We start from the raw sequence: 23,909 nt of genomic DNA on the forward strand, positions 1-23,909 counted from the left end.
CGATCAGCGCTGGTAGGCGTGCCGGAACTGCACGCTGATCCGCGGCCCGGCCACCGCGCAGCGCGGCACCGCGTGCTGCCAGGTGCGCTGGCAGGACCCGCCCATGACCAGCAGGTCCCCCGGCCCCGGGAGGTAGCCGACCGACACGCCGCCGCCGTGCGGGCGCAGCCGGAACGGGCGCACCGCGCCGAGCGACACGAGCGCGACGACGGCCGAGGGCAGCTCGCGGGCGACGCGGTCGCCGTGCCAGGCCACCGCGTCGTCGCCGTCGCGGTAGAGGTTGGCCCCGACCTGGGTGAAGGCGACGCCGTACCGCTCCCTCAGCCGTGACGCCATGGCGCGCAGCGGCTCCGGCGCGTCGACGGCCTCCCAGCGGTGGGTCAGCCGCGGCTCCACCACCATGCGGTCGTACATCCGGACCCGCCGCTGCGGGCCCCAGGGCGTGTGCGCGAGCAGGTCGGCGAACAGGGCGTCGGCGTCCGGGCACCAGCCCGGCTCGTGGTCGACCCACGCGCCGCCGGCCAGCTCGCGCCGCACGCACCCGCCGCCGACCTCGGCGCCGTCGAGCAGGGCGGGCTGCCACGCGAGGTCCACGAGCCCACGATAACCGAGATCGAACATCAGTTCGAGCCCTTTCGTCCACGAGCGAACGGCACTCTCACCCAACAGGCTTGGGTGGAAGTGCCGTTCGCGCGAGGAGGGAGGGGGGAGGGGGGAGGGGGGAGGGGGGAGGGGGAGGGGGGAGGGACGCCGCGCGGCGGGGAGGGAGGGGAGGGGCAGGGCGGGGTTACGAGGCCAGGGTGAAGGTCGCGTAGGCCACCGCGTCGACGTTCTGGTCGAGCACCGCGGTGTCGACGTTGTCGAACGTGTCGCACGCGGCGTGGTAGCAGGGGTCGTAGGCCTCCCCCGCCGTGCCGCCGTAGCGCTCCGCCTGCTCCGGGGTCTTCACGCCCTCCGCTCCGGTGAACAACCCGCCCGCCGGGATGCCCGCGGCGATGAAGGGGCCGTAGTCGGAGCGGCCGTTGAAGTCGGTGCCCTCGTAGGCCAGGCCGCGGTCGTCGTAGAACCCCTCGAACACGTCCTCGATCGCCGCGGAGCCCTCCGGGCCGGCCGGGGCGCCGACGGCGTCGGAGTCGTCGCCGTCGTAGACGAAGCGGACGGCGTTGGGCGAGCCGACCATGTCGAAGTTGAGGTAGGCGCGGATCCGCGCGCGCTCGGGTCCGGGCAGGTTCGTCACGTAGGAGTCGGCGCCGACCAGGCCCAGCTCCTCGGCGCCCCACCAGGCGAACCGGACCGTCCGCGCGGTCTCGGCGCCCGCCATCGCCTGCGCGACGGCGAGGACCGCGGCGCTGCCGCTGCCGTTGTCGTTGATGCCGGGGCCATCGGGCACCGAGTCGAGGTGCGCGCCGACCATGAGCACCTCGTCGCCGGTGCCGGGCTTCTCCGCGAGGACGTTGGTGGTGGTGCCGGTGCCGCTCTGCGAGGTCGTCGCGAGCGAGACGGTCGCACCGGCCAGCGCGTCGGCGAGCGCCGCCGTGGTGCCGACGACCGGCAGGTCGACCGGCTCGCCCAGGGTGGCCTGGAGGAGCCCGGAGTTCTCCGGCGTCTCCCCGGAGTTGACGACGATCGCGGCGACGGCACCGGCGTCGAGCGCGTTGGCCGCCTTGACCCCGAACGGGCACGTCCCGCGCTGCAGCAGCGCGATCTCCCCCTCCGGGAAGTCGGCGAAGTCGACCGGCTCGCAGCCGCTGGTCGACGACCCGCGGGGCGGGACCTGCAGGTCGACGGGCACCGCGGTGCCGGTGACGTCGCCGCTGCCGGAGAACGACATCGTGGCGAAGTCGGTGCCGGCGACGAACTCGGTGCCGCCCGCCTCCAGCGACTCGCTCTCCACCTCGAAGAACGGGAACTCGACGGCCTCGGTGGTGACGGTCAGCCCGGCCTCGCGGGCCGTGCGCGCGACGTACTCGACCGACGCGTCGTAGCCCGGCGTGCCCGACGCGCGGTTGCCGCCGTTCGCGTCGGCGACGTCCTGCAGCGCCCGCTGGTGCGCGCGCACGGCGTCGACGGTGACGCACTCCACCAGCGCCGCGTCCGCCGGGGCGGCCCCGTCGCACCCGGGGGCGCTCGACGCGGCGGTGGTGGCGACGACGGAGGCGGCGAGCCCCACGACCGTCGTGACCGCGATGGCCCAGCCTCGTACCGACATCCGTCAGACAGTGCCGACCCGCCCGTGGGCCGTCAAATCGGCTCGCCCGGCGGCTCACACGGGCAGCAGCGCCTCCACGACGTCGGCCAGCTGGGCGGCCGTGCGGCACTCGTGCATCGGGAGGACGTCGGCGTAGCGCAGGGCCGCGGAGTCGCCGCTGCCCCACTGCCGGCGGGGCTCCGGGTTCAGCCAGTGGGCGTGCCGGGCCGCGCCGGTGATGCGGCGCAGGACCGTGAGGTTGGGGTCGCGGTAGTTGGTGCGGCCGTCGCCGAGGATGAGCAGCGAGGTCTTCGACGTGATCGCCTCGCCCCAGTGCTCGGCGAAGCCGCCGAAGGAGCTGCCGTAGTCGCTGTGGCCGTCGAACGCGACGAGCTCGGCCTCGCGCAGCACCCGCTGCATGACGCCCGACAGCTCGGCCCCGGGCTCGAACAGGTGCGTGACCTCGTCGGCGCGCTCGACGAACGCGAACACCCGCACCTTCGAGAACTGCTCGCGCAGCGCCTGCACCAGCAGCAGCGTGAAGTGGCTGAACCCGGCGACCGACCCGGACACGTCGCAGAGGATCACCAGCTCGGGGCGCCCGGGACGGCGCGTGCGGTAGGCCGGGCGCATCGGCACGCCGCCGGTGGACATGGAGCGGCGCAGCGTGCGGCGCATGTCGAGCGTGCCGCGCTTGGCGTGCTTGCGGCGCACCGCGAGCCGCGACGCGAGGCGCCGCGCCAGCGGGTGCACGGTGCGGCGCAGGGCCGTGAGCTGCTCGGCGTAGGCGGAGAGGAACTCGACCTGCTCGGTCTGCTTGGGCACCGCGGTCTTCGCGACCTGGTCGCGCCCGCGCGTCTCGGCCGTCCGGCGGCGCACCTCGTCGGTGATCATCTTCCGGAACGCGGCGATCCGGTCGCGGATCTCGCGGCGCAGGACCTCGTCGGCGAAGGCGTTCTCCCCGTCCTCGCCGGACCGGAGGTCGTCCATGATCCGGGCCAGCAGCGTCTCCGGGGAGAGCATCCGCAGCGCCTGGTAGGCCGACCAGCTCGGCTGCCCGCCGGTGCCGCGGATGCCGGTGCCGGCCGCACCGGCGCTGCCCAGGGCGTCGACGACCGCGCGGGCGAGGTCCTCCAGCGCGGCGGTGTCGCCGTCGCGGAGCAGGTCGGCGAGGATGTCGCGCAGGGCGTCGATGTCGACGGGACCGCCGTCGGCGTCGTCGACGCGGGGCACCTCCACCTCGCCGACGCCCCCGCCCAGCGCGGCCGGGAAGTACAGCTCGAAGAGCGTGTCGAACACCTGGCGCTGCCCGGACCGGCGCAGGACCGCGGCCGCGAGGCCCTCGCGCAGGTGCTCGCGGTGCAGCAGGTCCAGGGCGGCGAGCACGCGGGCGGCGTCGATCGTCTCCCCCGGCCCGACGGCGACGCCGTGACGGCGCAGCGCGGCCACGAAGTCGACCAGGTGCCCGGGCATACCGTGGTCGGAGGCGATGCGCGCGGTGTCCACACCACCATCATGCGGGCACCTCCACAGGATCTCCACACCGATCCCGGGACCCCTCCACAGATCCTCACTACGTTTCCCCGCATGGCGTTTCCCCGCATGGCTGCACGCAGGGTCCTGGTCGTCGACGACGAACCGACGATCGCCGCATCGGTCGCCGCGCGGCTGCGGTCGGAGGGGTTCGCGGTCGAGGTGGCGCACGACGGGCCCTCGGCGATGGCCGTCTTCGAGGCCGTCGAGCCGGACCTGGTCGTCCTCGACGTCATGCTCCCCGGGTTCGACGGCCTCGAGGTCTGCCGCCGCATCCAGTCCCGCCGGGCCGTTCCGGTGCTCATGCTCACCGCGCGCGACGCCGAGACCGACCTGCTCGTCGGGCTCGCCGTCGGTGCCGACGACTACCTGACCAAGCCGTTCTCGATCCGCGAGCTCGCCGCGCGGGTGCACGTCCTGCTGCGCCGCGTCGACCGGGCGCAGGAGCGCGCGGAGACCCGGATCGTGCTGGGCGAGCTGGAGATCGACGTCGCGCAGCGCCGCGTCGCGCGCGCCGGGGAACCCGCGCACCTGACGCCGCTGGAGTTCGACCTGCTCGTGCACCTGGCCGGGCGGCCGCGCACCGTCGTCACGCGCGAGGCGCTGCTGGCGAGCGTGTGGGGCTGGTCGGACGGCGCGGGCGCGCGGACCGTCGACTCCCACGTCAAGGCGCTGCGCCGCAAGCTCGGTGCCGACCTGATCCGGACCGTCCACGGTGTCGGCTACGCGTGCGAGGTCCCGGCGTGATTCGGCCCCTGGACCGCGTGCGGTCGATCAAGCTCAAGATCAGCATCCTGCTGCTCGTGTCGGGCGGGGTGGGCCTGGCCTACCTCTGGCTCGAGTTCCGCTGGCAGCCGCCGGTCCCGACGACGCTGGTGACGATCGCGCTGGTGCTGCTCACCGCGCAGGTGCTGGGCAACGGGATGACGCGCCCGGTGCGCGAGATGATCGACGCCGCGCGCGCGATGGCGTCGGGCGACTACACCCGCCGGGTGCGCGCCACCTCCCGCGACGAGGTCGGCGAGCTGGCTGCGGCGTTCAACCGCATGGCCGCCGACCTCGCCGACGCCGACCAGCGGCGCCGCGAGCTGATCGCCAACGTCTCCCACGAGCTGCGCACGCCGATCGCGGCGCTGCAGGCGGTGCTGGAGAACGTCGTCGACGGGGTGGCGGAGCCCGACCCGGCCACGCTCGGCACGGCACTGGCGCAGACGCAGCGGCTGGGGCGGCTGGTCACCGAGCTGCTCGATCTCTCGCGGATCGACGCCGGCACCTACGTCCTCGACGCCCACGACACCGACCTCGAACCGCTGCTGGCCCAGGCGGTCGCGGAGGCGGAGGTCGCGGCGCGGGTGGCCGGGCGCGGCATCCGGTTCGGCGTCGACGTCGTGCCGGGCACGTCGCTGCACGCCGACCCGGAACGGCTGCACCAGGTGGTGGTCAACCTGCTCGACAACGCGGCGCGGCACGGGCCGCCCGGCAGCGAGGTGCACGTGAGCGGACGGCGCGAGGGATCCGACATCGTGATCGAGGTGCGCGACGAGGGCCCGGGGATCGCCCCGGAGGACCGGGAGCGGGTGTTCGGCCGCTTCACCCGCGGCGAGCGGGCGGTCGGCGGCGGCACGGGGCTGGGGCTGGCGATCGCGCGGTGGGTCGTCGACCTGCACGGCGGCCGGATCCAGGTCGCGCCGACGACGCCCGGGTGCCGGATCCGCGTGACCCTGCCCGTCGCCGGTGTGCGGAGCGCGGCGTGAGCGCCCCCGCCGTCGACCTCGTCAAGCGGGCCCCGGAGCGGCTGCTCCCGCCGGCTCCCCCGCTGTTCCCGGCGCGCTGGCCCGGCCCGCCGCCGCCCGCGCCGCGGACGGTGCTCGCGGTGTCCGGCGTCGCGGGGCTGGGGGCGGCCGTCGCGGTGCCGGCGGGGGCGCCCGGGCTGGGCTGGGCCGTCGTCGCCGTGCTGCTGGCCGCGCTGACGTGGACGGTCCGGCGCCGCCCGCACCCCGTCGACGCGACGTGGGGGCTGCTCGCCGTCGCGCTGGCGTCGGTGGCCGCGCTCCGCGACGCCTCGTGGCTGGTGGAGCTGTGCCTGGTGGCGGCGTGCGGCGCGGGGTCGCTCGCCGTCGCGGGCCGCTCGTTCCGCGGGGTCCTCACGGGCGCGCTGGTGCTGCCGGTGGCCGCCGTACGCGGGCTGCCGTGGGCGGTGCGGGGGCTGCCGGGGCTGCGCGGCCACGTCCGGCTGCTGGTCTCGGGCGCCGTCGGGATCGCGCTCGTGGCGGTGTTCGGCGCGCTACTGACCTCGGCCGACGCGGCCTTCGCCGGCCTCGTCGACGGGCTGGTGCCCGCCTTCGACCTCGCCGGCGCCGCCCGCGGCCTGTGCCTGTTCGGACTGGGTGCGACGGGGATGGTCGGCGCGTGCTTCCTGCTCGCCGCGCCGCCCGACGCCCCCGAGCCGCGCGCGGTGCCGCCGTCGCGGCTGCGGCCCGCGGAGTGGGCGCTGCCCGTCGGACTGCTGGTGGGGCTGTTCGCGGCGTTCGTCGCGACGCAGTTCGCGACGCTGTTCGGCTCCGACGCCCACGTCCTCGCGGCCACCGGCCTCACCTACGCCGAGTACGCCCGCAGCGGCTTCTGGCAGCTCCTCGCGGTCACGGTGCTCGCGCTCGGCGTCATCGTGCTGGGGGCGCGCTGGGCGCCGCCGCGGGCCGGGCGGCGCGGGCTGCTCGCGGCGCTCGCCGTGCTCACGCTGGTGATCGTCGCGTCGGCGCTGGGCCGGATGTGGCTCTACCAGGAGGCGTACGGCTTCACGGTGCTGCGGCTGCTCGTGCTGGCCTGCGAGCTGTGGCTGGGGCTGGGGTTCGTGCTGGTCCTGGGCTCGGTGCTGGCCCGGCGCCCGCGCCGGCCGCTGCGCGGGATGGTCGTCGCGGGGGCGGTGGCCCTGCTCGCGCTGGCGGTGCTCGACCCCGAGCGGTTCGTGGCGCAGCGCAACGTGGAGCGGTTCGCGGTGACCGGGCAGATCGACGTCGACTACCTCTCCGGGCTCTCCGCCGACGCGGTGCCCGCGCTGGCCGGGCTGCCCGAGCCCCTGCGCTCCTGCGCGCTGGGCCCGATCGCGGCGGGCACGGGGTCGGGCGACTGGCGGTCGGCGAACACGAGCCGGGCAGCGGCGCGCGACGTGCTGGCCGGCGTCACGCCGTCGCGGGGGTGCTGAGCGCCTCCCGGTACTGAGCCATTGAGCTCACCGTTGACCTCTGCCACACTTAGCCTCGTGGCACAGTATTTGACGGAGCTCGACGGCGTGCTCGTCGCGCTCGCCGACCCGACCCGGCGCGGCGTCATCCGGCGCCTCGGTCACGGGCCGAGGAGCGTGGGCGACCTCGCCGGCGAGTTCCCGATGACCCTGCCCTCGTTCATGAAGCACGTGCGCGTGCTGGAGACGAACGGCCTGATCAGCACGGTCAAGCGCGGCCGGGTGCGCACCTGTGCGCTGCGGCCCGGCCGCCTCGCCCTCGTCGACGACTGGCTCGCCGAGCAGCGCCGCATCTGGGAGGACCGCACCGACCGGCTCGAGCACCTCCTCACCGACCCCCCGAAGGAACGACGATGAACCCCGATCTCGACCTGACCCTGGAACGGGTCATCCGCGCCCCGCGGGACGCCGTGTGGAGCGCGTGGACCGACCCGTCCCGCCTGGAGCAGTGGTGGGTCCCGGCCCCGACGGCATGCCGCGTCGACCGCCTGGACGTCCGGTCCGGCGGCGCGTTCGTGACGCGGATGAGCGAGGACGGGGCGCGGTTCGTCCCGCAGATCGACGCGACCTTCCTCGTCGTCGACGAGCGGGAACGGATCGTGTTCACGAACGCGGTCGACAGCGCCTGGCGGCCCGCGGTCCCCACCCCGGTGGCCATGACGGCCGAGATCACGCTCGCCGACCACCCGGACGGCACCCGCTACCGGGTGCTCGTCCGGCATGGCGATCCCGCCGCGCGCGCCCGTCACGCCGAGCTCGGGTTCGCCGACGGCTGGGGCACGGTCACCGGTCAGCTCGCCGGGGTCGTGGAGAGCCGGGTCGAGCGGTGAGGATCGTCCTCACGGAGTTCGTCACCCTCGACGGCGTCAGCCAGGGCCCGGGCTCGCCGACCGAGGACACCAGCGACGGCTTCACCATGGGCGGCTGGCTCGTCCCCCACCTGGACGACGCCTTCGTCCGGCGCACCTCCGAGTGGTTGGACCTCGCCGACGGCCTGTTGCTCGGGCGACGCACCTACGAGGCGTTCGCCCGGGACTGGCCACGGATCACCGACCCGGACGACCCGTTCACCGAGCGGATGAACGCGCTGCCGAAGTACGTGGTCACGAACTCCCTCACCGAGGGTTCCTGGCACCCGACGACCGTGCTCCGCGGCGATCCGGTCCGGACCGTCGGGGCGCTGCGGGCCCGTCCGGGACGGGAGCTGCAGATCCACGGGAGTGCGCGCCTGGGCCGCACCCTGCTCGCGGCCGGCCTCGTCGACGCGCTCCGGCTCGTCGTCGCGCCGACCGTCGTCGGGTCCGGGCGGCGGCTGCTCGACCACCCGGGCGGGCCCGTCGGCCTCCGGCTCGTCGGTCACGAGGTGACGGGCAACGGCCTGCTGCTGCTGGAGTACGAGGCCGCCGGTGCCGCCCCGGTGGCGGAGTACGAGGGCCTCGCGGCCTTCGTCTGACTCCCGGACGGCGCTAGCCTGGTCGCCGAGTCCGACGCCGTGGCGGTGGTGCTCGCCCTCGCCGAGGAGCGCCAGGAGCCGTCACCGGCTCCCGGCGACCGCCTCCTCCGACTTGCACTCCCACGCCCCGCGCCGCTGCGCCGCCAGCTCGCGGCGGGCCGGCGCCCCCACGACGTCGATGACCGTCACGACCAGGGCCAGCAGCGCCATCAGGGCCGCGCCCACGCACATCAGCAGGATCACCATGCGCAGAGCGTGCGCCGGTCGGGCGCTCCGGACGTCGTCCCCGGACCGGCCCGAACGTGCATTACTCCTAGTTGAGCCGCAGCTCCGACGCCGCCTTCACGGTGTCGGACTGGTGCTTGAGCACGACGCCCAGGGTGGCGCGGACGGCGTCGTCGTCGAGGGTGTCGAGGCCCAGGGCGAGCAGCGTGCGGCCCCAGTCGATCGTCTCGGCGACGCTGGGCGACTTGCGCAGCTCCAGCGTGCGCAGCACCCGGACCGTGCGGACCAGGGCGTCGACCATCGCCTCCGTCAGCTCCGGCACCCGCGACGCCACGATGCGGCGTTCCAGGTCGGCGTCGGGGAAGTCGAGGTGCAGGAACAGGCAGCGGCGCTTGAGCGCCTCCGACAGCTCGCGCGTGGAGTTCGACGTCAGCAACGCGAACGGGCGGCGGGTGGCGCTGATCGTGCCCATCTCCGGGACGGTCACCTGGAAGTCCGACAGCACCTCCAGCAGCAGGCCCTCCACCTCGACGTCGGCCTTGTCCATCTCGTCGATGAGCAGCACCGTCGGCTCGCTGCGCCGGATCGCGGTGAGCAGCGGGCGCGGCAGCAGGAACTCCTCGGAGAACACGTCGTCGCGCGTCTCGTCCCACGACTCCTGGCCCTGGCCCGCGGTGATGCGCAGCAGCTGCTTGGCGTGGTTCCACTCGTAGAGCGCGCGGGCCTCGTCGATGCCCTCGTAGCACTGCAGGCGCACCAGGCCCGAGCCCGTCGCCTGCGCCACGGCCTTGGCCAGCTCGGTCTTGCCGACGCCCGCGGGACCCTCGACGAGCAGCGGCTTGCCGAGGCGGTCGGCCAGGTAGACGGTGGTGGCGACGGCGGTGGAGGCCAGGTACCCGACCCCGGCCAGCCGCTCGGCCACGTCGGCCACGGACCCGAACAGCGGCGGCTGGGGAGCACTCACGCGGCCCATCCTGCCTTGAGCCCCGCCGATCCGCCCAGGGCGGCCGCCATACGTCACCGCACCGCCGTCGCGGGGTCCGCACCGCTGTCCCGACGGCGGTGCGGACGACGCGACGGCGGTGCGGTCAGTTCGGCAGCCGGCGCGCCACCTCCGCGAAGGCCGCGAGCTCACCCCACGTCCACCGGGTGAACCCGCGCAGCACCGTGCGCATGGCGTCCTCGCGGCGCTTCTCGGCCACGACGACGTCGGACGCCTGCTGCCCGGTCCGTCCGTACTTCACGAGCCCGTCGAACTCCCCGGCCCACCCGTGCTCCGGCCAGCCGAAGTCGGCTGTGCCGAGCACCACGCCGCTGGGCGACCGCACCTTCCACTGCAGCACCGGCATCGCCACCCCGAGCCGGGCCATCGCCACCCGGCTGCGCGACTCCCCCGGGCTGGCGGCACCCGGGTCGGCGAACGCGACGGCGCGGCGCGCCGCCGGGACTCCCGGCCAGCGAGGCATCCGCGCGAGCACGGCGTGCAGCTCCTCGCGGCTGACCAGGTGCCGGCGCAGCGCCGCGTCGAGGACCACGACGGCCTGCTCGAACGCCGCGGTGCGGGCGACGTCGGCGAGCGTCCGCGCCACCGACGTCGCGCGGACGCCGCCGACCTCGCAGACGTCCTCCGCGCAGAGCGGGGCGGTGTGGACGTGCAGCCGCCCGGTGCGCACGGCACTGGTGCGCCGCGGGCGGGTCGTGTGGACGCGGTCGAGCGCGAGGGCCCATACCGGCAGGCCGTGCAGCACGGCCGCGGACACATGGCTGACGACGGCGTCGGCCGCGACCCGCGGGACCGCGGCGGCCACGAGAAGGGCGTGCCGGTCCTCCGGGCGGCGCAGGCGGGGGTCTGCGGGGTCGGCGTACGCGCCGCGCGCCAGCACGGCCAGCCCGCCGGTGCGGCGCAGCCGGCGCAGCTCGTGGTCGGTGACGCCGGCGGCGAGCAGGCCGGGCCTGAGCAGGGGCCCGGAGAGCGGGAGGTCCACCGGCGCAGCATGCGCGGGGCGCCGGGTCACCCGTGGCCGTTCCGGCAGATCGCCTCCACCGCACCGCCGTCCTGGGCACCGCACCGCCGCCGGAGCGGCGGTGCGGACGCGGCAACGGCGGTGCGGTGCCCGGACTGTCGGACCCCTGGTGAACCATCGACGCCATGACCACCACCGAACAGGACCTGCGCGCCCGGGCCGAGAAGGTGCTCACCACCCTCGCCGGGCCCGACGCCCGGCTGCGCGAGGACCAGTGGACCGCGATCCACGCGCTCGTCGCGGAGCGGCGGCGGGCGCTGGTCGTGCAGCGCACGGGGTGGGGCAAGTCGGCGGTGTACTTCGTGGCCACCGCGCTGCTGCGCGAGCAGGGCGCGGGCGCCACGGTGATCGTCTCGCCGCTGCTCGCGCTGATGCGCAACCAGATCGACGCCGCCGCGCGCGCCGGGATCCGCGCGGCCACGGTCAACTCCGCCAACACCGCCGACTGGGAGCGCACCTACGAGGCCGTCGAGGCCGGGGAGGTCGACGTGCTGCTGGTCAGCCCGGAGCGGCTCAACAACCCCGACTTCCGCGACCGCGTGCTCCCCCGGCTCACCGCGTCGGCGGGGATGCTCGTCGTCGACGAGGCGCACTGCGTGTCCGACTGGGGCCACGACTTCCGCCCCGACTACCGCCGCCTGCGCGCGCTCATCGCCGAGCTGCCCGACGGCATCCCCGTGCTGGCCACCACGGCCACGGCCAACGACCGCGTGGTCGTCGACGTCACCGAGCAGCTCGGGCTCGCGGCCGGGGAGCCGCTGGTGCTGCGCGGCTCGCTCGACCGCGAGAGCCTGCGGCTCTCGGTCGTGACGCTGCGCACCGCGGCCGACCGCCTGGGCTGGCTCGCCGCGCAGATGGACGCGCTGCCCGGCGCCGGCATCGTCTACACGCTCACGATCCAGGCGGCCGAGGAGGTCGCGGAGTTCCTGCGCGAGCGCGGCCACCCGGTGGCCTCCTACACGGGGAAGACCCCGCCCGAGGAGCGCCTCGCGGCGGAGGGCGACCTGCTGGCCAACCGCGTGAAGGCGCTGGTGGCCACGTCGGCGCTGGGGATGGGGTTCGACAAGCCCGACCTCGGCTTCGTCGTGCACCTGGGTGCGCCCGCCTCGCCGGTGGCCTACTACCAGCAGATCGGCCGCGCCGGGCGCGCCGTCGAGCGTGCCGAGGTGGTGCTGCTGCCCGGACACGAGGACCAGGACATCTGGCGCTACTTCGCCTCCCTGGCCTTCCCGCCCGAGCCCGTCGTGCGCCAGACGCTGGCCGTGCTCGGGCACAGCTCCGATTCCTCCGGTCCGCTGTCCACCGCGGCGATCGAGACGCGCGTCGACCTGTCGCGCACCCGGCTGGAGATGCTGCTCAAGGTCCTCGACAGCGACGGCGCGGCGAAGCGCGTCAAGGGCGGGTGGGTCGCCACCGGCCAGGACTGGGTCTACGACGAGGAGCGCCACCGCCGGATCGCGCAGGCGCGCAAGGCCGAGCAGCAGGCGATGCTCGACTACCTGGCCACCGACCGCTGCCGGCTGGTGTTCCTGCGCGAGCAGCTCGACGACCCGGGCGCCGCGCCGTGCGGGCGCTGCGACGTGTGCGCGGGCACCGCGTGGAGCACCGACGTCGACGCCGGTGCGGCCGAGGCGGCCGCCGAGCGGATCGCGCGCCCGGGCGTCGAGGTGGCGCCGCGCAAGCAGTGGCCCACCGGCATGGCCGAGCTCGACGTGCCCGCGTCCGGGAAGATCCCGGCGGGCGAGCTGGCCGGCACCGGCCGCGTGATCGGGCGCCTGTCCGACATCGGCTGGGGCACCCGGCTGCGCGAGCTGCTCGACCCCGCCCCGCCCGCCGACGACGAGTTCGGCCCCGACCTCGACCCGGAGACCGGCGAGGCCGTCAGCGGCACCGACCTGCCCGTGCCCAAGGACGTCCTCGACGCCGTCGTGCGCGTGCTCGCCGGATGGGGCTGGGAGGAGCGGCCGGTCGGGGTCGTCGGCATCGGCTCGCGCACCCGCCCGCACCAGCTCGAGCACCTCGCCCGCCGGATCAGCGAGATCGGCCGCCTCCCCCTGCTCGGCACGCTCGTGCCGGCCGGGCCACGGCCCGCCGCGCACGCCAACTCCGCGCAGCGCCTCGCCGCGGTGTGGCACGGGTTCGAGGAGCCGTCGTTCACGCTGCCCGACGGGCCGGTCCTGCTCGTCGACGACCTGATCGACTCCGGCTGGACGATGACGGTGGCCGCCCGCCTGCTGCGCCGGGCCGGCGCCGGGTCGGTGCTGCCGTTCGCGCTGGCGCAGTCGGGGTGAGGGCGGCTCAGACCCCGGCCACGCCCGCGGCCCGATCCAGCAGGTCGACGGCGTTGCGGTGCAGCCGCTCGCCGACCGCGCGCTCGGCCTGCCCGGCCTGCGCGCGGGCGTGCGTGCCCTCGATGACGATGGCGAGCTTGAAGCCGGCGAGGACGGTGTACCAGTCGAGCGCGGAGAGGTCGCGGCCGCTGCGCGCGCCGTAGTGCGCGGCCAGGTCGGCGGGGGCGGGCAGGCCGCCCAGCGCGGCCAGCGCGCCGCCCGCGATCGGGTCGGCGAGCCCGTCGGGCCAGGTGACGAGCAGCCAGCCGAGGTCGAGCAGCGGGTCGCCGATCGTGCACATCTCCCAGTCGACGACGGCCGCCACCCGGGGCGCGTCGACGGCGAGGAGCACGTTGTTGAGGTGGTAGTCGCCGTGCACGATCCCGGGCCGGGCGTCGGGCGGGCGGTGGTCGGTGAGCCAGCGGGCCAGCGCGTCGACGTGCGGCAGCGTCGAGCCGGGGTAGCCGTCGATCCGGTCGTAGGACGCGAGGTGCTCGACCCAGCGCGGCACCTGCCGGGCGAGGAACCCCTCCGGGCGGCCGAGGTCTCCGAGCCCGACGGCCTCGTGGTCGAGGGCGGCGAGGCGGGCCAGCGCGTCGGCCGTGTCGAGCGCGGCGGCGCGCCGGGCGGCGGGGTCGTCGGCGCACACCCCCCGGATCAGGTCACCCGGGTTGATCCCGTCCACGGCCTCCATCAGGTAGAACACGACGCCGCCGAGCACCGACTCGTCGTCGCAGCCCAGGACGAACCCGGGGTGCGGCACGTCCGACCCGGCGAGCGCGGCGAGCACCCGCATCTCGCGGCGGAGCACCGCGTTGCTGGAGGCGCGCGGATGCTCGGGCGGGCGGCGCAGCACGAGGTCGCGCCCGGCCCACGTCATCCGCAGCACGATGTTCTGCGTGCCGCCGCCGATGCGGCGCACGTCCTCGACGGGGCCCTCGGGCAGCCCGTGCTCCGCTGCCCAGCGGACGACGGCGGCGAGATCGACGACCTCCGGGGAGAGCCAGTCGGGCTGGGCCGTGGTCGTCACGCCCGCCACCGTAGCGGCGACGCCCGGCCCCGGGCGGCGACCGGGGACCCGGCGTTGGTGGAGTCGACAACGACCCGCACCCGGGCGCCGTGACACGGACCACAGGGGCGGCCACGCTGCGGACATGACCGAGCAGAGCGCGGCGAGCGGCCCGACCTTCGGACTCTGGTACGACTTCCGCAACCCCGATCCCGACCGCCCGTTCAGCTCCTTCTACGCGGAGGTCCTCGACCAGATCGCGTGGGCCGAGCAGCGCGGCGTCGACTCGGCCTGGCTCACCGAGCACCACTTCTGCGCCGACGGCTACAGCCCCTCGCCGTTCGTGCTGGCCTCGGCGATCCTGCAGCGGACCTCGCGGATGCGCGTCGGCACGAACCTCATCGTGTCGCCGCTGCACGACCCGGTGCGCCTCGCCGAGGACTCCGCGACGCTGTCGCTGCTCTCGGGCGGGCGCTTCGACCTCGGCGTCGGCCAGGGCTACTGGGTGCGCGAGTTCGAGGCGTTCGGCAAGCAGGTCCGCCAGCGGCCGAGCCTGCTGGAGGAGGGCGTCGAGGTCATCCGGCGCGCGTGGTCGGGATCGGCCGAGGGCTTCTCGGGCAAGCGGTACTCGCTGCCACCCGTCGCCGTCACGCCCGTGCCCGAGCGCACCCCGCAGCTGCTGGTGGGAGCCATGGCCGACGTCGCGATCGAGCGCGCGGCCCGCATCGCCGACGGCTTCCTCAGCACCCAGAACGCCCACCACGCCGCGTACCTCGCCGCCGTCGAGCGGACCGGCGGGTCGGTGGCCGACGCGAAGATCTACGCCGGGCAGTGGTCGATCATCGCCGAGGACCCGGAGGAGGTCTGGTCGCGGATCGGGAAGCACGCGCTCTACCAGCTCAACGAGTACATCTCCTGGGGCGCGTTCGGCCCGCCGGACGACGTCCCGCGCTTCGCCGACCCGGCCCAGATCCTGGAGGCGGGCGCCTACCGGCTGATGGACGCCGAGACGGCCGTGACCGAGCTGACCGACATGCTGCGCGCCTGCCCGCAGATCAAGGACGTGCACTTCTGGGCCCAGCTGCCCGGCGAGCCCGTCGACTCGGGGTCCGAGCGGATCGCGTACCTGGCCGACAAGGTGGTGCCGGCCGTGCGGGAGCGGCTGGCGACGTGACCGAGCCTGCGAGGTCACCGTTCGGCGCAGCACCGCCGGGCGCGCCTACGACGAGCGTCAGCGAGGAGTGGGCGTGACCGAGCTGCTGGTCACCGACTTCCTGGAGCGCGCGCGGCGCCACCACCCGCGCCGCCCGATCGTCGGTTATGACGACGGCGCCGAGGTCGTGCGCTACGACTACGGCGCCTACGCCGCGCGGGTCTCGCGACTGGCCGGGGCGCTGCGCGCGCTCGGGGTCCGGCCGGGCGACCGCGTGGCGAGCCTGTCGTGGAACCACCACCGCCACCTCGAGCTGTACGCGGCGGTGCCGCTGGTCGGCGCCGTCCTGCACACGCTCAACCTGCGCCTGTCCGCCGAGGAGATCGCCTACATCGCGGGCCACGCCGACGACCGGCTGATCCTGGCCGACCCCGACCTCGTGCACCTGCTCGACGGCGTGCACCCCGAGCTGGGCGTCATCGACACCGGCGACGCCTACGAGGCGCTGGTCGCGGCCGGGCCCGAGCTCACCGAGCCGCCGCCGCGCTCCGAGCACGACCTCGCGGTGCTCTGCTACACCTCCGGCACCACGGGCCGGCCCAAGGGCGTCGGCTACACCCACCGCGGGCTCGTCCTGCACACCTTCGCCGCCTGCCTCGCCGACGGCCACGCGATCTCCGCGCGCGACACGGTCCTGCACGTCGTGCCGCTGTTCCACGCCAACGGCTGGGGCGTGCCGTTCGCGGCGACGATGGCCGGCGCCGCGCAGGTGCTGCCCGGCCCGCACCCGAGCGTCGCGCAGATCGCCGACATCATCGAACGCGAGCGCGTCACCTACGTCGGGATGGTGCCGACCGTCGCCGTCGACCTGCTCGACCGCGTCCGCACCCACGGCGGCGACCTGTCGAGCCTGCGGGCGCTGGTGCTCGGCGGCTCGACGCCCCCGCTCGACCTGGTCCGCGGACTCGACGAGCTCGGCGTGCCGGTCTTCCAGGGCTGGGGCATGACCGAGATCTCGCCGATGGCGACGTTCACGCGACCGCCCGCGCCGATCGAGGACGCCGACGAGCGGTACCGCGACACGCGCACGCAGGGCAGGCTCCTGCCCGGGCTGCGGTGGCGGATCGTCGACGACGCCGGGCACGAGCTGCCCTGGGACGGCACCGCCGTCGGGGAGCTGCACGTCCGCGGGCCGTGGGTGGCCACGTCCTACTACCTCGGCGAGGCTCCCGACCGCTTCGACGACGGCTGGCTGCGCACCGGCGACGTCGCGACGATCGACGAGCAGGGCCGGCTGCACGTCGTCGACCGCACCAAGGACCTCATCAAGAGCGGCGGCGAGTGGATCAGCTCGGTGGCCCTGGAGCAGGCGCTGCTGGCCGACCCGGACGTCACCGACGCGGCGGTGGTGGCGGTGCCGCACCACCGCTGGCAGGAGCGGCCGCTGGCGGTCGCGGTGCTGCGCGCGGGCGCGGAGGCCTCCGGGGCGGAGCTGCTCGCGCGGCTGGAGGAGCGGGTCCCGCGCTGGTGGCTGCCCGAGGACGTGGTGGTGGTGGACGCGCTGCCGCGGACCAGCGTGGGCAAGACCGACAAGCGGCGGCTGCGCAGCCGGTACGCCGGGCGCACCTGACCCGATCACGATCACGAACCCGAGCACGGACGACGAAGGAGGCAGGACATGGCGTTCCTCGAGGTGGAGGACGGCAAGCGCGTCTACTACGAGCACCACGCGGGGGCGGGCCGCCCGGTGGTCCTCGTGCACGGCTGGGGCGTGACCTCGCGCTGCTGGGACACGACGCTGCCCGCGCTGCGCGCCGCGGGCCACGCGGTGGTGACGCTCGACCACCGCGCCTGCGGTCGGTCGGACAAGGACTTCGCCGACACCTCGATCGCGGCGATCGCCTCCGACGTGGTCGCGATCGTCGAGCACCTCGGGCTGCGCGCGCCCGTGCTCAACGGCTGGTCGCTGGGCGGCGCGGTCGTCACCGAGGCCGCGTCCCGGCTGGGCTCGAACATCAGCGGCCTGGTGCTGACCGGTGGCGCCACCCCGCGCTACACCTCGGCGGAGGGGTGGCCCTACGGCGGCACGCCCGCCGACGTCGAGGGGGTGCTCGCCGGGCTGGCGGCCGACCGGGCATCGACGTTCCGGGCGGTGGCGGGCGCGGTCTGCGTGAAGCCGGTCGGGGCCGACGTCGTCGAGTCGATGTGGCTGCAGTTCATGGAGTCCGGGCCCCGCGCCGACGACACGCTGCGCGACCTCGCCGGCATCGACCAGCGGGAGATCCTGCCGGCGCTGCCCTGCCCGGTGCTGCTGCTGTGCGGGCGCGAGGACGGGTTCGTGTCCTTCGACGGCGTGAGCGCCTCCCGCACGCTCTTCCGCGACGCCCGGCTGGTCGAGTTCGGCGGGGTCGGGCACGCGCCGTTCGCCGAGGACGGCGAGACCTACCGCACCGAGCTGCTCTCCTTCGTCGGCGGGCTGCCGGACTGACATGGGTCGCACGTGGGTGGTCACGGGGGGATCCCGCGGGATCGGGCGAGCGGTCGTCGACCGCGCGCTCGCCGCGGGCGACGCGGTCTACGTGCTGGCCCGGTCGGCGGCGCGGGCGCAGTGGCCGGCCGGGGGGCGGGTCGTGCCGGTGCCCGTCGACGTCGCCGACCCGGAGTCGGTGGCGGCCGCGTTCGCGCGGGTGCGGGAGGGCACCGGCTCGGTCGACGTGCTCGTGAACTCGGCGGGGGTGCACCGCGGCGGGCTCATCGAGCAGGTCGGCGACGCGGCCTGGAACGAGGTGCTCGCCACCAACCTGACGGGCGCGTTCACCGTGGTCCGGGCCGCGCGACCGCTGCTGGCGGCGGGCGCGTCGGTCGTCAACATCGGGGCGGTGGTCGGGTTGCGGGGCTTCGCGGGCGACGTCGCCTACGGCTCGGCGAAGGCCGGGCTGTCCGGGCTGACGCAGACGCTCGCGATGGAGTTCGCGCGCGACGGCGTGCGGGTCAACCTGGTCGTGCCCGGGTTCGTGGAGACCGACATGACCGACGGCATCCCGCCCGCGGCGAAGGCGCGGATCATGGCCGGCATCCCGCTCGGGCGGCCCGCACGGGCCGAGGAGATCGCCGACGTCGTGTGGTCGGTGGCGGGGTCGTCGTACATGACGGGCTCGACGGTCGCCGTCGACGGCGGGCTGCTCGCCTCGTTCGGCGCGCCGGCCGGGCGGCCCCGCACGGAACCTCTCAGGGACTGAGCTGGCGCACCGCGAGGACGGCGTAGCGGTCGGCGATCTGGTCGATGGTGAGCCGTCCGGCGGGGTCGAACCACTCGTTGAGCCCGTTGATCATGTCGAGGATCGCGAGGCTGACCAGCCGCGGGTCGTCGCAGTCGAACTCGCCTGCGCGGGCGCCGTCGGCCAGGTGCTGCGCGATCCGGTGCTGGTAGCGGCGCCGGTAGACCTGCACCTCGTCGAACCGGTCGGGCGAGAGCGCCCGCAGCTCGCGCGAGGCGACCCACCAGGCGTCGCGGTTGTCGGCGATGTGGCGGACGTGCCCGCGCACGAGCCGGACGAGCCGCTCGCGGTGCGTGCCGGGGCCGTCGAGGATCGGGAGCTGGTCGACGATCAGGTCGCGGTCGACGACGAAGATCGCCTCGAGGAGCAGCTCCTCCTTGTTGCGGAAGTGGTGGTAGAGCGAGGCGGCCTGCATGTCGGCGGCCTCGGCGAGGGTGCGCATGCCGACGCCGTGGTAGCCGCGCTCGCGGAACAGGCGGCTGGCCAGCGCGACGAGCTCGGCGCGCCGGGCGCCGCCGCGGCGGGCCGGGGGCGTCTCGCGCTGCTCGGCGGTGGTCATCACCGGTCCTTCCGGTCGTGGTGCGGGCGGGACCCGGCGCGCCGGGAGCGTTCCAGGGTCCCACCCCGGGACGGGCGGCGACACCGCCCGTCCCGCGACCGTCAGGCCGGGACCGCGGTCTTGACGCCCATCTTGTGCAGCTCGGGCACGACCTTCTCGGCGAAGAGCTTCATGCTCGCGCGCACCTTGTCGAACGGCAGCCCGGCGAACGAGGGCGCGACGTTGGGCTGGTGGTCGCCGAACAGCTCCACGCGGTGGCGGTACTTCTCGATGATCTGCTCGGGCGTGCCCCAGATCTGGGTGTCGGCGTAGCCCGCGCCGGCCGCCTCCATGCCCGCCTCGCGGATCATGTCGGCGCCGGACTGGTAGGCCTCGTAGCCCTTGGTCTCGCGCCAGTGCTCCCCGGCGAAGTCGTAGTGCTTGATGACGGAGAGGAAGTAGCGGCTGAGGTGGTCGCGCGCGGTCTGCTCGGCGACCTCGGCGTCCTCGTGGCAGTAGATGAAGTCCTGCGTGAGGATCGGGCCCGGCTCGCGGTGGTGGGTCTCGCGGTAGACCTCGCGGTAGCGCTCGATGGCCGGCACGTGCATCTCCGCCGGGTACTGCATGAAGGTCATCATCCGGGCGCCGAGCTTGGCGACGGCGGGCACCGAGTCCGGCGACATCGCGACGCCGTAGATCCGGTCGGCCCACTGCGTGCCCGCCTCCGGGCCGGGGCGGACGTCGACCCGCGGCTGCACGTAGATCGGGCCGTCGTTCTCGACGTAGCCGTTCTCCAGCCCGCGGATGATCAGCTCGGCGGCCTCGTCGAACCGGTCGCGCGAGGTGTTCATGTCGACGCCGAAGCCCTCGTACTCCATCTTCGCGAGGCCGCGGCCCATCCCGAACAGTGTGCGCCCGCCGGACAGGATGTCGAGCATCGTGACCTTCTCGACGACCCGCAGCGGGTTGTTCCACGGCAGGATCACCGCGCCCGTGCCGAGCTTGATCCGGCTGGTCCGCGCCGCGAGGTAGCTCATCAGCTGCAGGTTGTCCGGGCACATCGAGTAGTCGTCGAAGTGGTGCTCGGCTGCCCAGACGGAGTCGTAGCCGTACTCCTCGGCGAGCACGCCCAGCTCGGCCTCCTGGCGGAACATCTCGCCGTCGCTGAGGTTCTCGTGCCAGTTCTGGAAGACCAGCAGTACACCGACGTCCATGGGGGTGTCCTTTCCCGACAGATCGAGCCCAGGGGGTTGCCTAACGATCGTTAGGGCTGTCACGGTAGTGCTGTTGCTCACATGGGGCAAGCACACCGATGGAGGTGACCGGACGGATGCCGAGCCCGACGGCGGTCGAACCGGTCGCGCCCGCAGCCCCGTCACCGGGGGCCGACCCGGTGCTGTCGTTCCTGGTCGGGGCCGTGCGCGAACGCCTGGGCCTGTCCCGCTGCGCCGTGCTCCTCGCCGAGGGCGGAGGCGCGTCCGCGGGTGGTGACGGCGCCTCCCCCGCCGCGCGCGCCGCCCTCCGTGACCGCGCGACCGCCCGGCACGCGGGCGCGCTCGCGGTGCCGCTGCGGGTCGGCGGAGAGGTCCGCGGGGTGCTGGAGCTCGTGCCCGGGCCCGTCGACGGGGTCGACCTGGCGGGCGCCGTCGCGCTCGCGGAGGCGGCGCTCGGCCGGTGCACGCGGCCCTCCCCGGCCGATCCCCTGCGCTCGATCCCGGCGCAGCTCTCGCGCGCGGTCCTCGCCGGCGCGGAGCCCGAGGACGTCGTCGCGCTGCTGGCCGAGCTGCTCGGCCGGCCCGTCGCCCTGCTCGGCCCCGACCTGCGCGTCCGCACCTGGGCGGCGCCGCCCGCACTGCGCCTGGCCGAGCCGCCCGCGCTGCCGGCCGCCACGGCCGCGGAGCTCGATGTGCTCGGTCCCGACCGGCAGTCGACGGTGCTGCTGCCGCACCCGCTGTCCGGCCTCACCCGCCGCCACCTCGTCGCGGTGCTCGTCGCCGAGGGCGCGACCGCGGGCTACCTCGACCTGATCGAGATGGGCCGCCCCCTGGCCCCGGCCGAGACGCCGCTCGCCGAGCACGCTGCGACGCTGCTGTCGCTGCAGGTGCTGGGCGAGGCGCGCCGGCTGCGGGCCGCCGCGCTCGCCCGCGACGACGTGCTGGCCGACCTGCTGCTGGGCTCCCGCGGCGGCAGCCCGCGCTCGCTCGAGGACCTGCGCCGCCTCGCCGCGCACGTGGGCCTGGACCTGGCGCGCCCGCAGCTCGTCGTCCGGCTGCCGGTGGCGCCGCACCGCTCCCCCGCCGCGTGCCGCGACGCCGTCGCCGACGCACTGGCGCCCGTCCTCGACGGGCCGCCGCCGGCCCACGCCGGGCCCGACGACGTCGTCCTGCTCGTCGCGCTGCCCGCCGACGCCGACCCGTCGGCGCTGCGGCGGGTGCACGCGGCCCTGCGGACGGGCCTCGACGCGGTGGCCCGGCACACGGGCGTCCGGCGGGCGGTGGTGTCGGGCGTCTGCCACGACCTGCCCGACCTCCCGCCCGCGCTCGCGGAGACCCGGGAGGTCGACCGGATCGTCGACGCGCTGGGCGGGCGCGCCGACGTCGTCGCCGTCACCGAGCTGTCGACGCTGCGGCTCGTCGTCAACGGCGACCGCGCGGACGTCGCGCTGCGCTTCGCCGAGCAGTGCCTCGGGCCGCTGCGGCGCAGCGACGAGACCGGCGGCGGCGACCTCGTCGAGACCCTGCGCCGCTACCTCGACTGCGGCGCCCAGGTCCGCGCGACGGCGAAGGCGCTGGGCGTCCACGAGAACACCGTGCGGTACCGGCTCGGGCGGATCGAGCACGTGACGGGGATGGACGTGCGCCGGTTCGACACCCTGCTCGCCGCGCAGCTCGCCTTCCAGGTCGAGGGGCTGGGCGCGGGGCTGGAGACCTCCACAACCGCCGCGGACGGCGCGGTTGCCGCCCGCGGCGCCCGCTCCTAGCGTCGCGACGATGTGGGACTTCGAGACCGAGCCCGGCTACCAGCGCGACCTCGACTGGGTCGACGCCTTCGTGCGCGACGAGGTCGAGCCGCTCGACCTGGTGCTCGGCGACCCCTACGACAAGACCGACGAGCGGGCGCGGCGGCTGGTCCGCCCGCTGCAGGACCAGGTCCGCGAGCGCGGGCTGTGGGCGTGCCACCTGCGCCCCGAGCTCGGCGGCCAGGGCTACGGCCAGGTGCGCCTGGCCCTGCTCAACGAGCTGCTCGGGCGCTCGCGCTGGGCGCCGTCGGTGTTCGGGTGCCAGGCGCCCGACTCGGGCAACGCCGAGATCCTCGCCCGTTACGGCACCGAGGAGCAGAAGGCCCGCTACCTGCAGCCGCTGCTCGACGGCGAGATCTCCTCGTGCTACTCGATGACCGAGCCGCACGCCGGCGCCGACCCGACGCTGTTCACGACCCGCGCCGTCCGCGAGGGCGACGAGTGGGTGATCGACGGCGAGAAGTGGTTCTCCTCCAACGCCCGGCACGCGGCGTTCCTGCTGGTCATGGTCGTCACGAACCCCGAGGCCGGGCCGCACCGCAGCATGTCGATGTTCATCGTGCCGGCCGGCACCCCGGGGCTGGTGAACGTCCGCGACGCCGGGATCGGCACCGAGTCCCCCGAGCACTCCAGCCACGGCTACCTGCGCTTCACCGGCGTGCGCGTGCCGGCGGAGAACCTGCTCGGCGAGCCCGGTGAGGCGTTCGCGATCGCGCAGACGCGCCTGGGCGGCGGGCGCATCCACCACGGCATGCGGACGATCGCGCAGATGCGCCGCGCGTTCGACCTCATGACCGAGCGCGCGGTCTCGCGCACCACCCGCCACGGCCGTCTGGCCGAGATGCAGTCGACGCAGGACAAGATCGCCGAGAGCTGGATCGACATCGAGCAGTTCCGGCTGCTCCTGCTGCGCACGGCGTGGCTGATCGACAAGCACCAGGACTACCGGGCCGTGCGCAAGGACATCGCGGCGGTGAAGGTCGCGATGCCGCGGGTCTACCACGACGTCGTGCAGCGGGCGATGCACCTGCACGGCGCTCTGGGGATCTCCAACGAGATGCCGTTCTCGGCGATGATGGTCGACGCGCAGGTGATGGCCACCGCCGACGGCCCCACCGAGGTCCACCGCCAGACCCTCGCGCGCCAGGTGCTGCGCGACGTCGCACCCGGCGAGCCGCTCTTCGGCTCCGGCCACCTCCCCACCCGCACCGAGGCGGCCCGGCGCCACGTCGCCGCCCGGCTCGAGCACGAGGTGGCCGCGCTCTGAGGTGGCCGGTCTCTGACAGGATCGGGGCATGCCGTCGGACTCCATGCTCAAGGCCATGAACACCCTGCACCGCCTGCTGGTGAAGGTCACCGGCGGGCGCGTCGGGTACGACGCGATGGGCATGGACGTGGTGGAGCTGACGACCGTGGGCCGCAGGTCCGGTGAGCCCCGCTCGGTGATGCTCACCGTGCCGCTGCACGAGGACGGCCACCCGGTCGTCGTGGCGTCGCGCGGCGGCGACGACCACCACCCCGCCTGGTTCCACAACCTGCGCGCCCGGCCGGAGGTGCAGGTCTCGGTCAAGGGCGGCCCCCGCACCCCGATGACGGCCCGCGTCGCATCGCCGGAGGAGCGGGCGCGGATGTGGCCGCAGATCGCGGGGAAGTACCGCAACTACGCCGGCTACCAGAAGCGGACCGACCGCGAGATCCCGCTGGTGGTGCTGGAGCCGCGCGCCTGACCCGCCCGCCCTCCCCACCCTCCTCGAACATGCAGCAAGGCCACCTTGTGGACGCTTTTCGTCGTGAAGGTGGCCTTCCTGCAACGCGGGACGGGCTCGTGATCACCACTCACCGCACCTCACGGTCCTCAGCGCGACAGTGCTGTGCGGCTCGTCGCGATCCTCCTCGCCCGCGCAGTCGGTGGGTGATC

Annotated in this window: 23 protein-coding genes; 14 read left to right on the forward strand and 9 right to left on the reverse strand. The window is 75.0% G+C overall.

Annotated elements, in window-relative coordinates:
• Positions 1–3 precede the first annotated feature (3 nt).
• The 3 genes from I4I82_RS06545 to I4I82_RS06555 all read right to left on the reverse strand — a co-directional run bounded on the left by I4I82_RS06545 (position 4) and on the right by I4I82_RS06555 (position 3,694).
• Positions 4–594: an alpha-ketoglutarate-dependent dioxygenase AlkB gene (locus tag I4I82_RS06545; protein ID WP_226369907.1), complete on the reverse strand. Its 591-nt coding sequence runs from the start codon at positions 592–594 to the stop codon at positions 4–6.
• 193 nt (positions 595–787) lie between these two features.
• Positions 788–2,209 (reverse strand): M28 family peptidase, encoded by a 1,422-nt coding sequence (locus I4I82_RS06550; RefSeq protein WP_218595461.1) that lies wholly within the window; start codon positions 2,207–2,209, stop codon positions 788–790.
• A gap of 54 nt (positions 2,210–2,263) precedes the next feature.
• A complete protein-coding gene (locus I4I82_RS06555) occupies positions 2,264–3,694 on the reverse strand; it encodes a vWA domain-containing protein (protein WP_443690116.1) in 1,431 nt (476 codons plus the stop codon).
• Between the two features lie 96 nt (positions 3,695–3,790).
• Between I4I82_RS06555 and I4I82_RS06560 the strand changes: the two genes are divergently transcribed.
• From I4I82_RS06560 to I4I82_RS06585, 6 genes are read left to right on the forward strand one after another with little or no spacing between them, the layout of a single operon-like run.
• Positions 3,791–4,468: a response regulator gene (locus I4I82_RS06560; protein ID WP_218595462.1), complete on the forward strand. Its 678-nt coding sequence runs from the start codon at positions 3,791–3,793 to the stop codon at positions 4,466–4,468.
• Positions 4,465–5,475 (forward strand): HAMP domain-containing sensor histidine kinase, encoded by a 1,011-nt coding sequence (locus I4I82_RS06565; RefSeq protein WP_226369908.1) that lies wholly within the window; start codon positions 4,465–4,467, stop codon positions 5,473–5,475. Before I4I82_RS06560 ends, I4I82_RS06565 begins: the two co-directional genes overlap by 4 nt.
• A complete protein-coding gene (locus tag I4I82_RS06570; protein WP_218595464.1) occupies positions 5,472–6,923 on the forward strand; it encodes a DUF4153 domain-containing protein in 1,452 nt (483 codons plus the stop codon). Before I4I82_RS06565 ends, I4I82_RS06570 begins: the two co-directional genes overlap by 4 nt.
• A gap of 57 nt (positions 6,924–6,980) precedes the next feature.
• The gene (locus I4I82_RS06575; protein WP_218595465.1) at positions 6,981–7,319 is read left to right on the forward strand and encodes an ArsR/SmtB family transcription factor; all 339 of its coding nucleotides are present in this window, start codon (positions 6,981–6,983) and stop codon (positions 7,317–7,319) included.
• Entirely contained in the window at positions 7,316–7,792 is a 477-nt protein-coding gene (locus I4I82_RS06580) for an SRPBCC domain-containing protein (protein ID WP_218595466.1), read from the forward strand. Before I4I82_RS06575 ends, I4I82_RS06580 begins: the two co-directional genes overlap by 4 nt.
• Positions 7,789–8,415 (forward strand): dihydrofolate reductase family protein, encoded by a 627-nt coding sequence (locus I4I82_RS06585; protein ID WP_218591304.1) that lies wholly within the window; start codon positions 7,789–7,791, stop codon positions 8,413–8,415. The genes I4I82_RS06580 and I4I82_RS06585 overlap by 4 nt, the downstream gene beginning before the upstream one ends.
• 81 nt (positions 8,416–8,496) lie before the next feature.
• On the opposite strand, the gene I4I82_RS06590 is transcribed toward I4I82_RS06585, so the two are convergent.
• The 3 genes from I4I82_RS06590 to I4I82_RS06600 all read right to left on the reverse strand — a co-directional run bounded on the left by I4I82_RS06590 (position 8,497) and on the right by I4I82_RS06600 (position 10,625).
• On the reverse strand, positions 8,497–8,661 hold the full coding sequence (locus I4I82_RS06590; RefSeq protein ID WP_218591303.1) for a hypothetical protein: 165 nt from the start codon (positions 8,659–8,661) through the stop codon (positions 8,497–8,499).
• Positions 8,662–8,728: 67 nt separating this feature from the next.
• Positions 8,729–9,613, reverse strand: coding sequence for an AAA family ATPase (locus I4I82_RS06595; RefSeq protein WP_218591302.1), 885 nt, complete (start codon positions 9,611–9,613; stop codon positions 8,729–8,731).
• Positions 9,614–9,728: 115 nt separating this feature from the next.
• The gene (locus I4I82_RS06600) at positions 9,729–10,625 is read right to left on the reverse strand and encodes a hypothetical protein (protein ID WP_218595467.1); all 897 of its coding nucleotides are present in this window, start codon (positions 10,623–10,625) and stop codon (positions 9,729–9,731) included.
• Between the two features lie 164 nt (positions 10,626–10,789).
• On the opposite strand from I4I82_RS06600, the gene I4I82_RS06605 reads away from it, so the two are divergent.
• Positions 10,790–12,955 carry a RecQ family ATP-dependent DNA helicase gene (locus I4I82_RS06605; RefSeq protein WP_218591300.1) on the forward strand — a complete coding sequence of 722 codons (2,166 nt, stop codon included), beginning with the start codon at positions 10,790–10,792 and terminating at the stop codon, positions 12,953–12,955.
• Positions 12,956–12,962: 7 nt separating this feature from the next.
• On the opposite strand, the gene I4I82_RS06610 is transcribed toward I4I82_RS06605, so the two are convergent.
• On the reverse strand, positions 12,963–14,024 hold the full coding sequence (locus I4I82_RS06610) for a phosphotransferase family protein (RefSeq protein WP_226369910.1): 1,062 nt from the start codon (positions 14,022–14,024) through the stop codon (positions 12,963–12,965).
• A gap of 124 nt (positions 14,025–14,148) precedes the next feature.
• Between I4I82_RS06610 and I4I82_RS06615 the strand changes: the two genes are divergently transcribed.
• The 4 genes from I4I82_RS06615 to I4I82_RS06630 all read left to right on the forward strand — a co-directional run bounded on the left by I4I82_RS06615 (position 14,149) and on the right by I4I82_RS06630 (position 18,395).
• The gene (locus I4I82_RS06615) at positions 14,149–15,177 is read left to right on the forward strand and encodes an LLM class flavin-dependent oxidoreductase (protein WP_218591298.1); all 1,029 of its coding nucleotides are present in this window, start codon (positions 14,149–14,151) and stop codon (positions 15,175–15,177) included.
• A gap of 73 nt (positions 15,178–15,250) precedes the next feature.
• Positions 15,251–16,786 (forward strand): long-chain-fatty-acid--CoA ligase, encoded by a 1,536-nt coding sequence (locus I4I82_RS06620; protein WP_218591297.1) that lies wholly within the window; start codon positions 15,251–15,253, stop codon positions 16,784–16,786.
• A 48-nt stretch (positions 16,787–16,834) separates the two neighbouring features.
• Positions 16,835–17,644 (forward strand): alpha/beta fold hydrolase, encoded by an 810-nt coding sequence (locus I4I82_RS06625; RefSeq protein WP_218595468.1) that lies wholly within the window; start codon positions 16,835–16,837, stop codon positions 17,642–17,644.
• A gap of 1 nt (position 17,645) precedes the next feature.
• Positions 17,646–18,395 (forward strand): SDR family NAD(P)-dependent oxidoreductase, encoded by a 750-nt coding sequence (locus I4I82_RS06630; protein ID WP_225920531.1) that lies wholly within the window; start codon positions 17,646–17,648, stop codon positions 18,393–18,395.
• Here the strand turns inward: I4I82_RS06630 and I4I82_RS06635 are convergent.
• Positions 18,385–18,993 carry a TetR/AcrR family transcriptional regulator gene (locus I4I82_RS06635; protein WP_218591295.1) on the reverse strand — a complete coding sequence of 203 codons (609 nt, stop codon included), beginning with the start codon at positions 18,991–18,993 and terminating at the stop codon, positions 18,385–18,387. The two genes, I4I82_RS06630 and I4I82_RS06635, sit on opposite strands and share 11 nt — an antisense overlap.
• A gap of 101 nt (positions 18,994–19,094) precedes the next feature.
• Complete coding sequence (locus I4I82_RS06640) at positions 19,095–20,186, reverse strand: LLM class flavin-dependent oxidoreductase (protein WP_218591294.1); 1,092 nt, start codon at positions 20,184–20,186, stop codon at positions 19,095–19,097.
• 116 nt (positions 20,187–20,302) lie between these two features.
• Here I4I82_RS06640 and I4I82_RS06645 point away from each other — a divergent pair, with 116 nt between their 5' ends.
• Genes I4I82_RS06645 through I4I82_RS06655 form a run of 3 tightly spaced genes read left to right on the forward strand, consistent with a single transcriptional unit; the run spans position 20,303 to position 23,718 of the window.
• On the forward strand, positions 20,303–21,952 hold the full coding sequence (locus tag I4I82_RS06645) for a PucR family transcriptional regulator (RefSeq protein ID WP_218595469.1): 1,650 nt from the start codon (positions 20,303–20,305) through the stop codon (positions 21,950–21,952).
• A gap of 10 nt (positions 21,953–21,962) precedes the next feature.
• Positions 21,963–23,258, forward strand: coding sequence for an acyl-CoA dehydrogenase family protein (locus I4I82_RS06650; RefSeq protein ID WP_218591292.1), 1,296 nt, complete (start codon positions 21,963–21,965; stop codon positions 23,256–23,258).
• A 28-nt stretch (positions 23,259–23,286) separates the two neighbouring features.
• Positions 23,287–23,718 (forward strand): nitroreductase/quinone reductase family protein, encoded by a 432-nt coding sequence (locus tag I4I82_RS06655; protein WP_218595470.1) that lies wholly within the window; start codon positions 23,287–23,289, stop codon positions 23,716–23,718.
• The last annotated feature ends 191 nt before the right edge of the window (positions 23,719–23,909 follow it).

Origin of the sequence: Pseudonocardia oceani, assembly GCF_019263585.2 — a bacterium.
Taxonomy (GTDB): Bacteria; Actinomycetota; Actinomycetes; order Mycobacteriales; family Pseudonocardiaceae; genus Pseudonocardia; species Pseudonocardia oceani.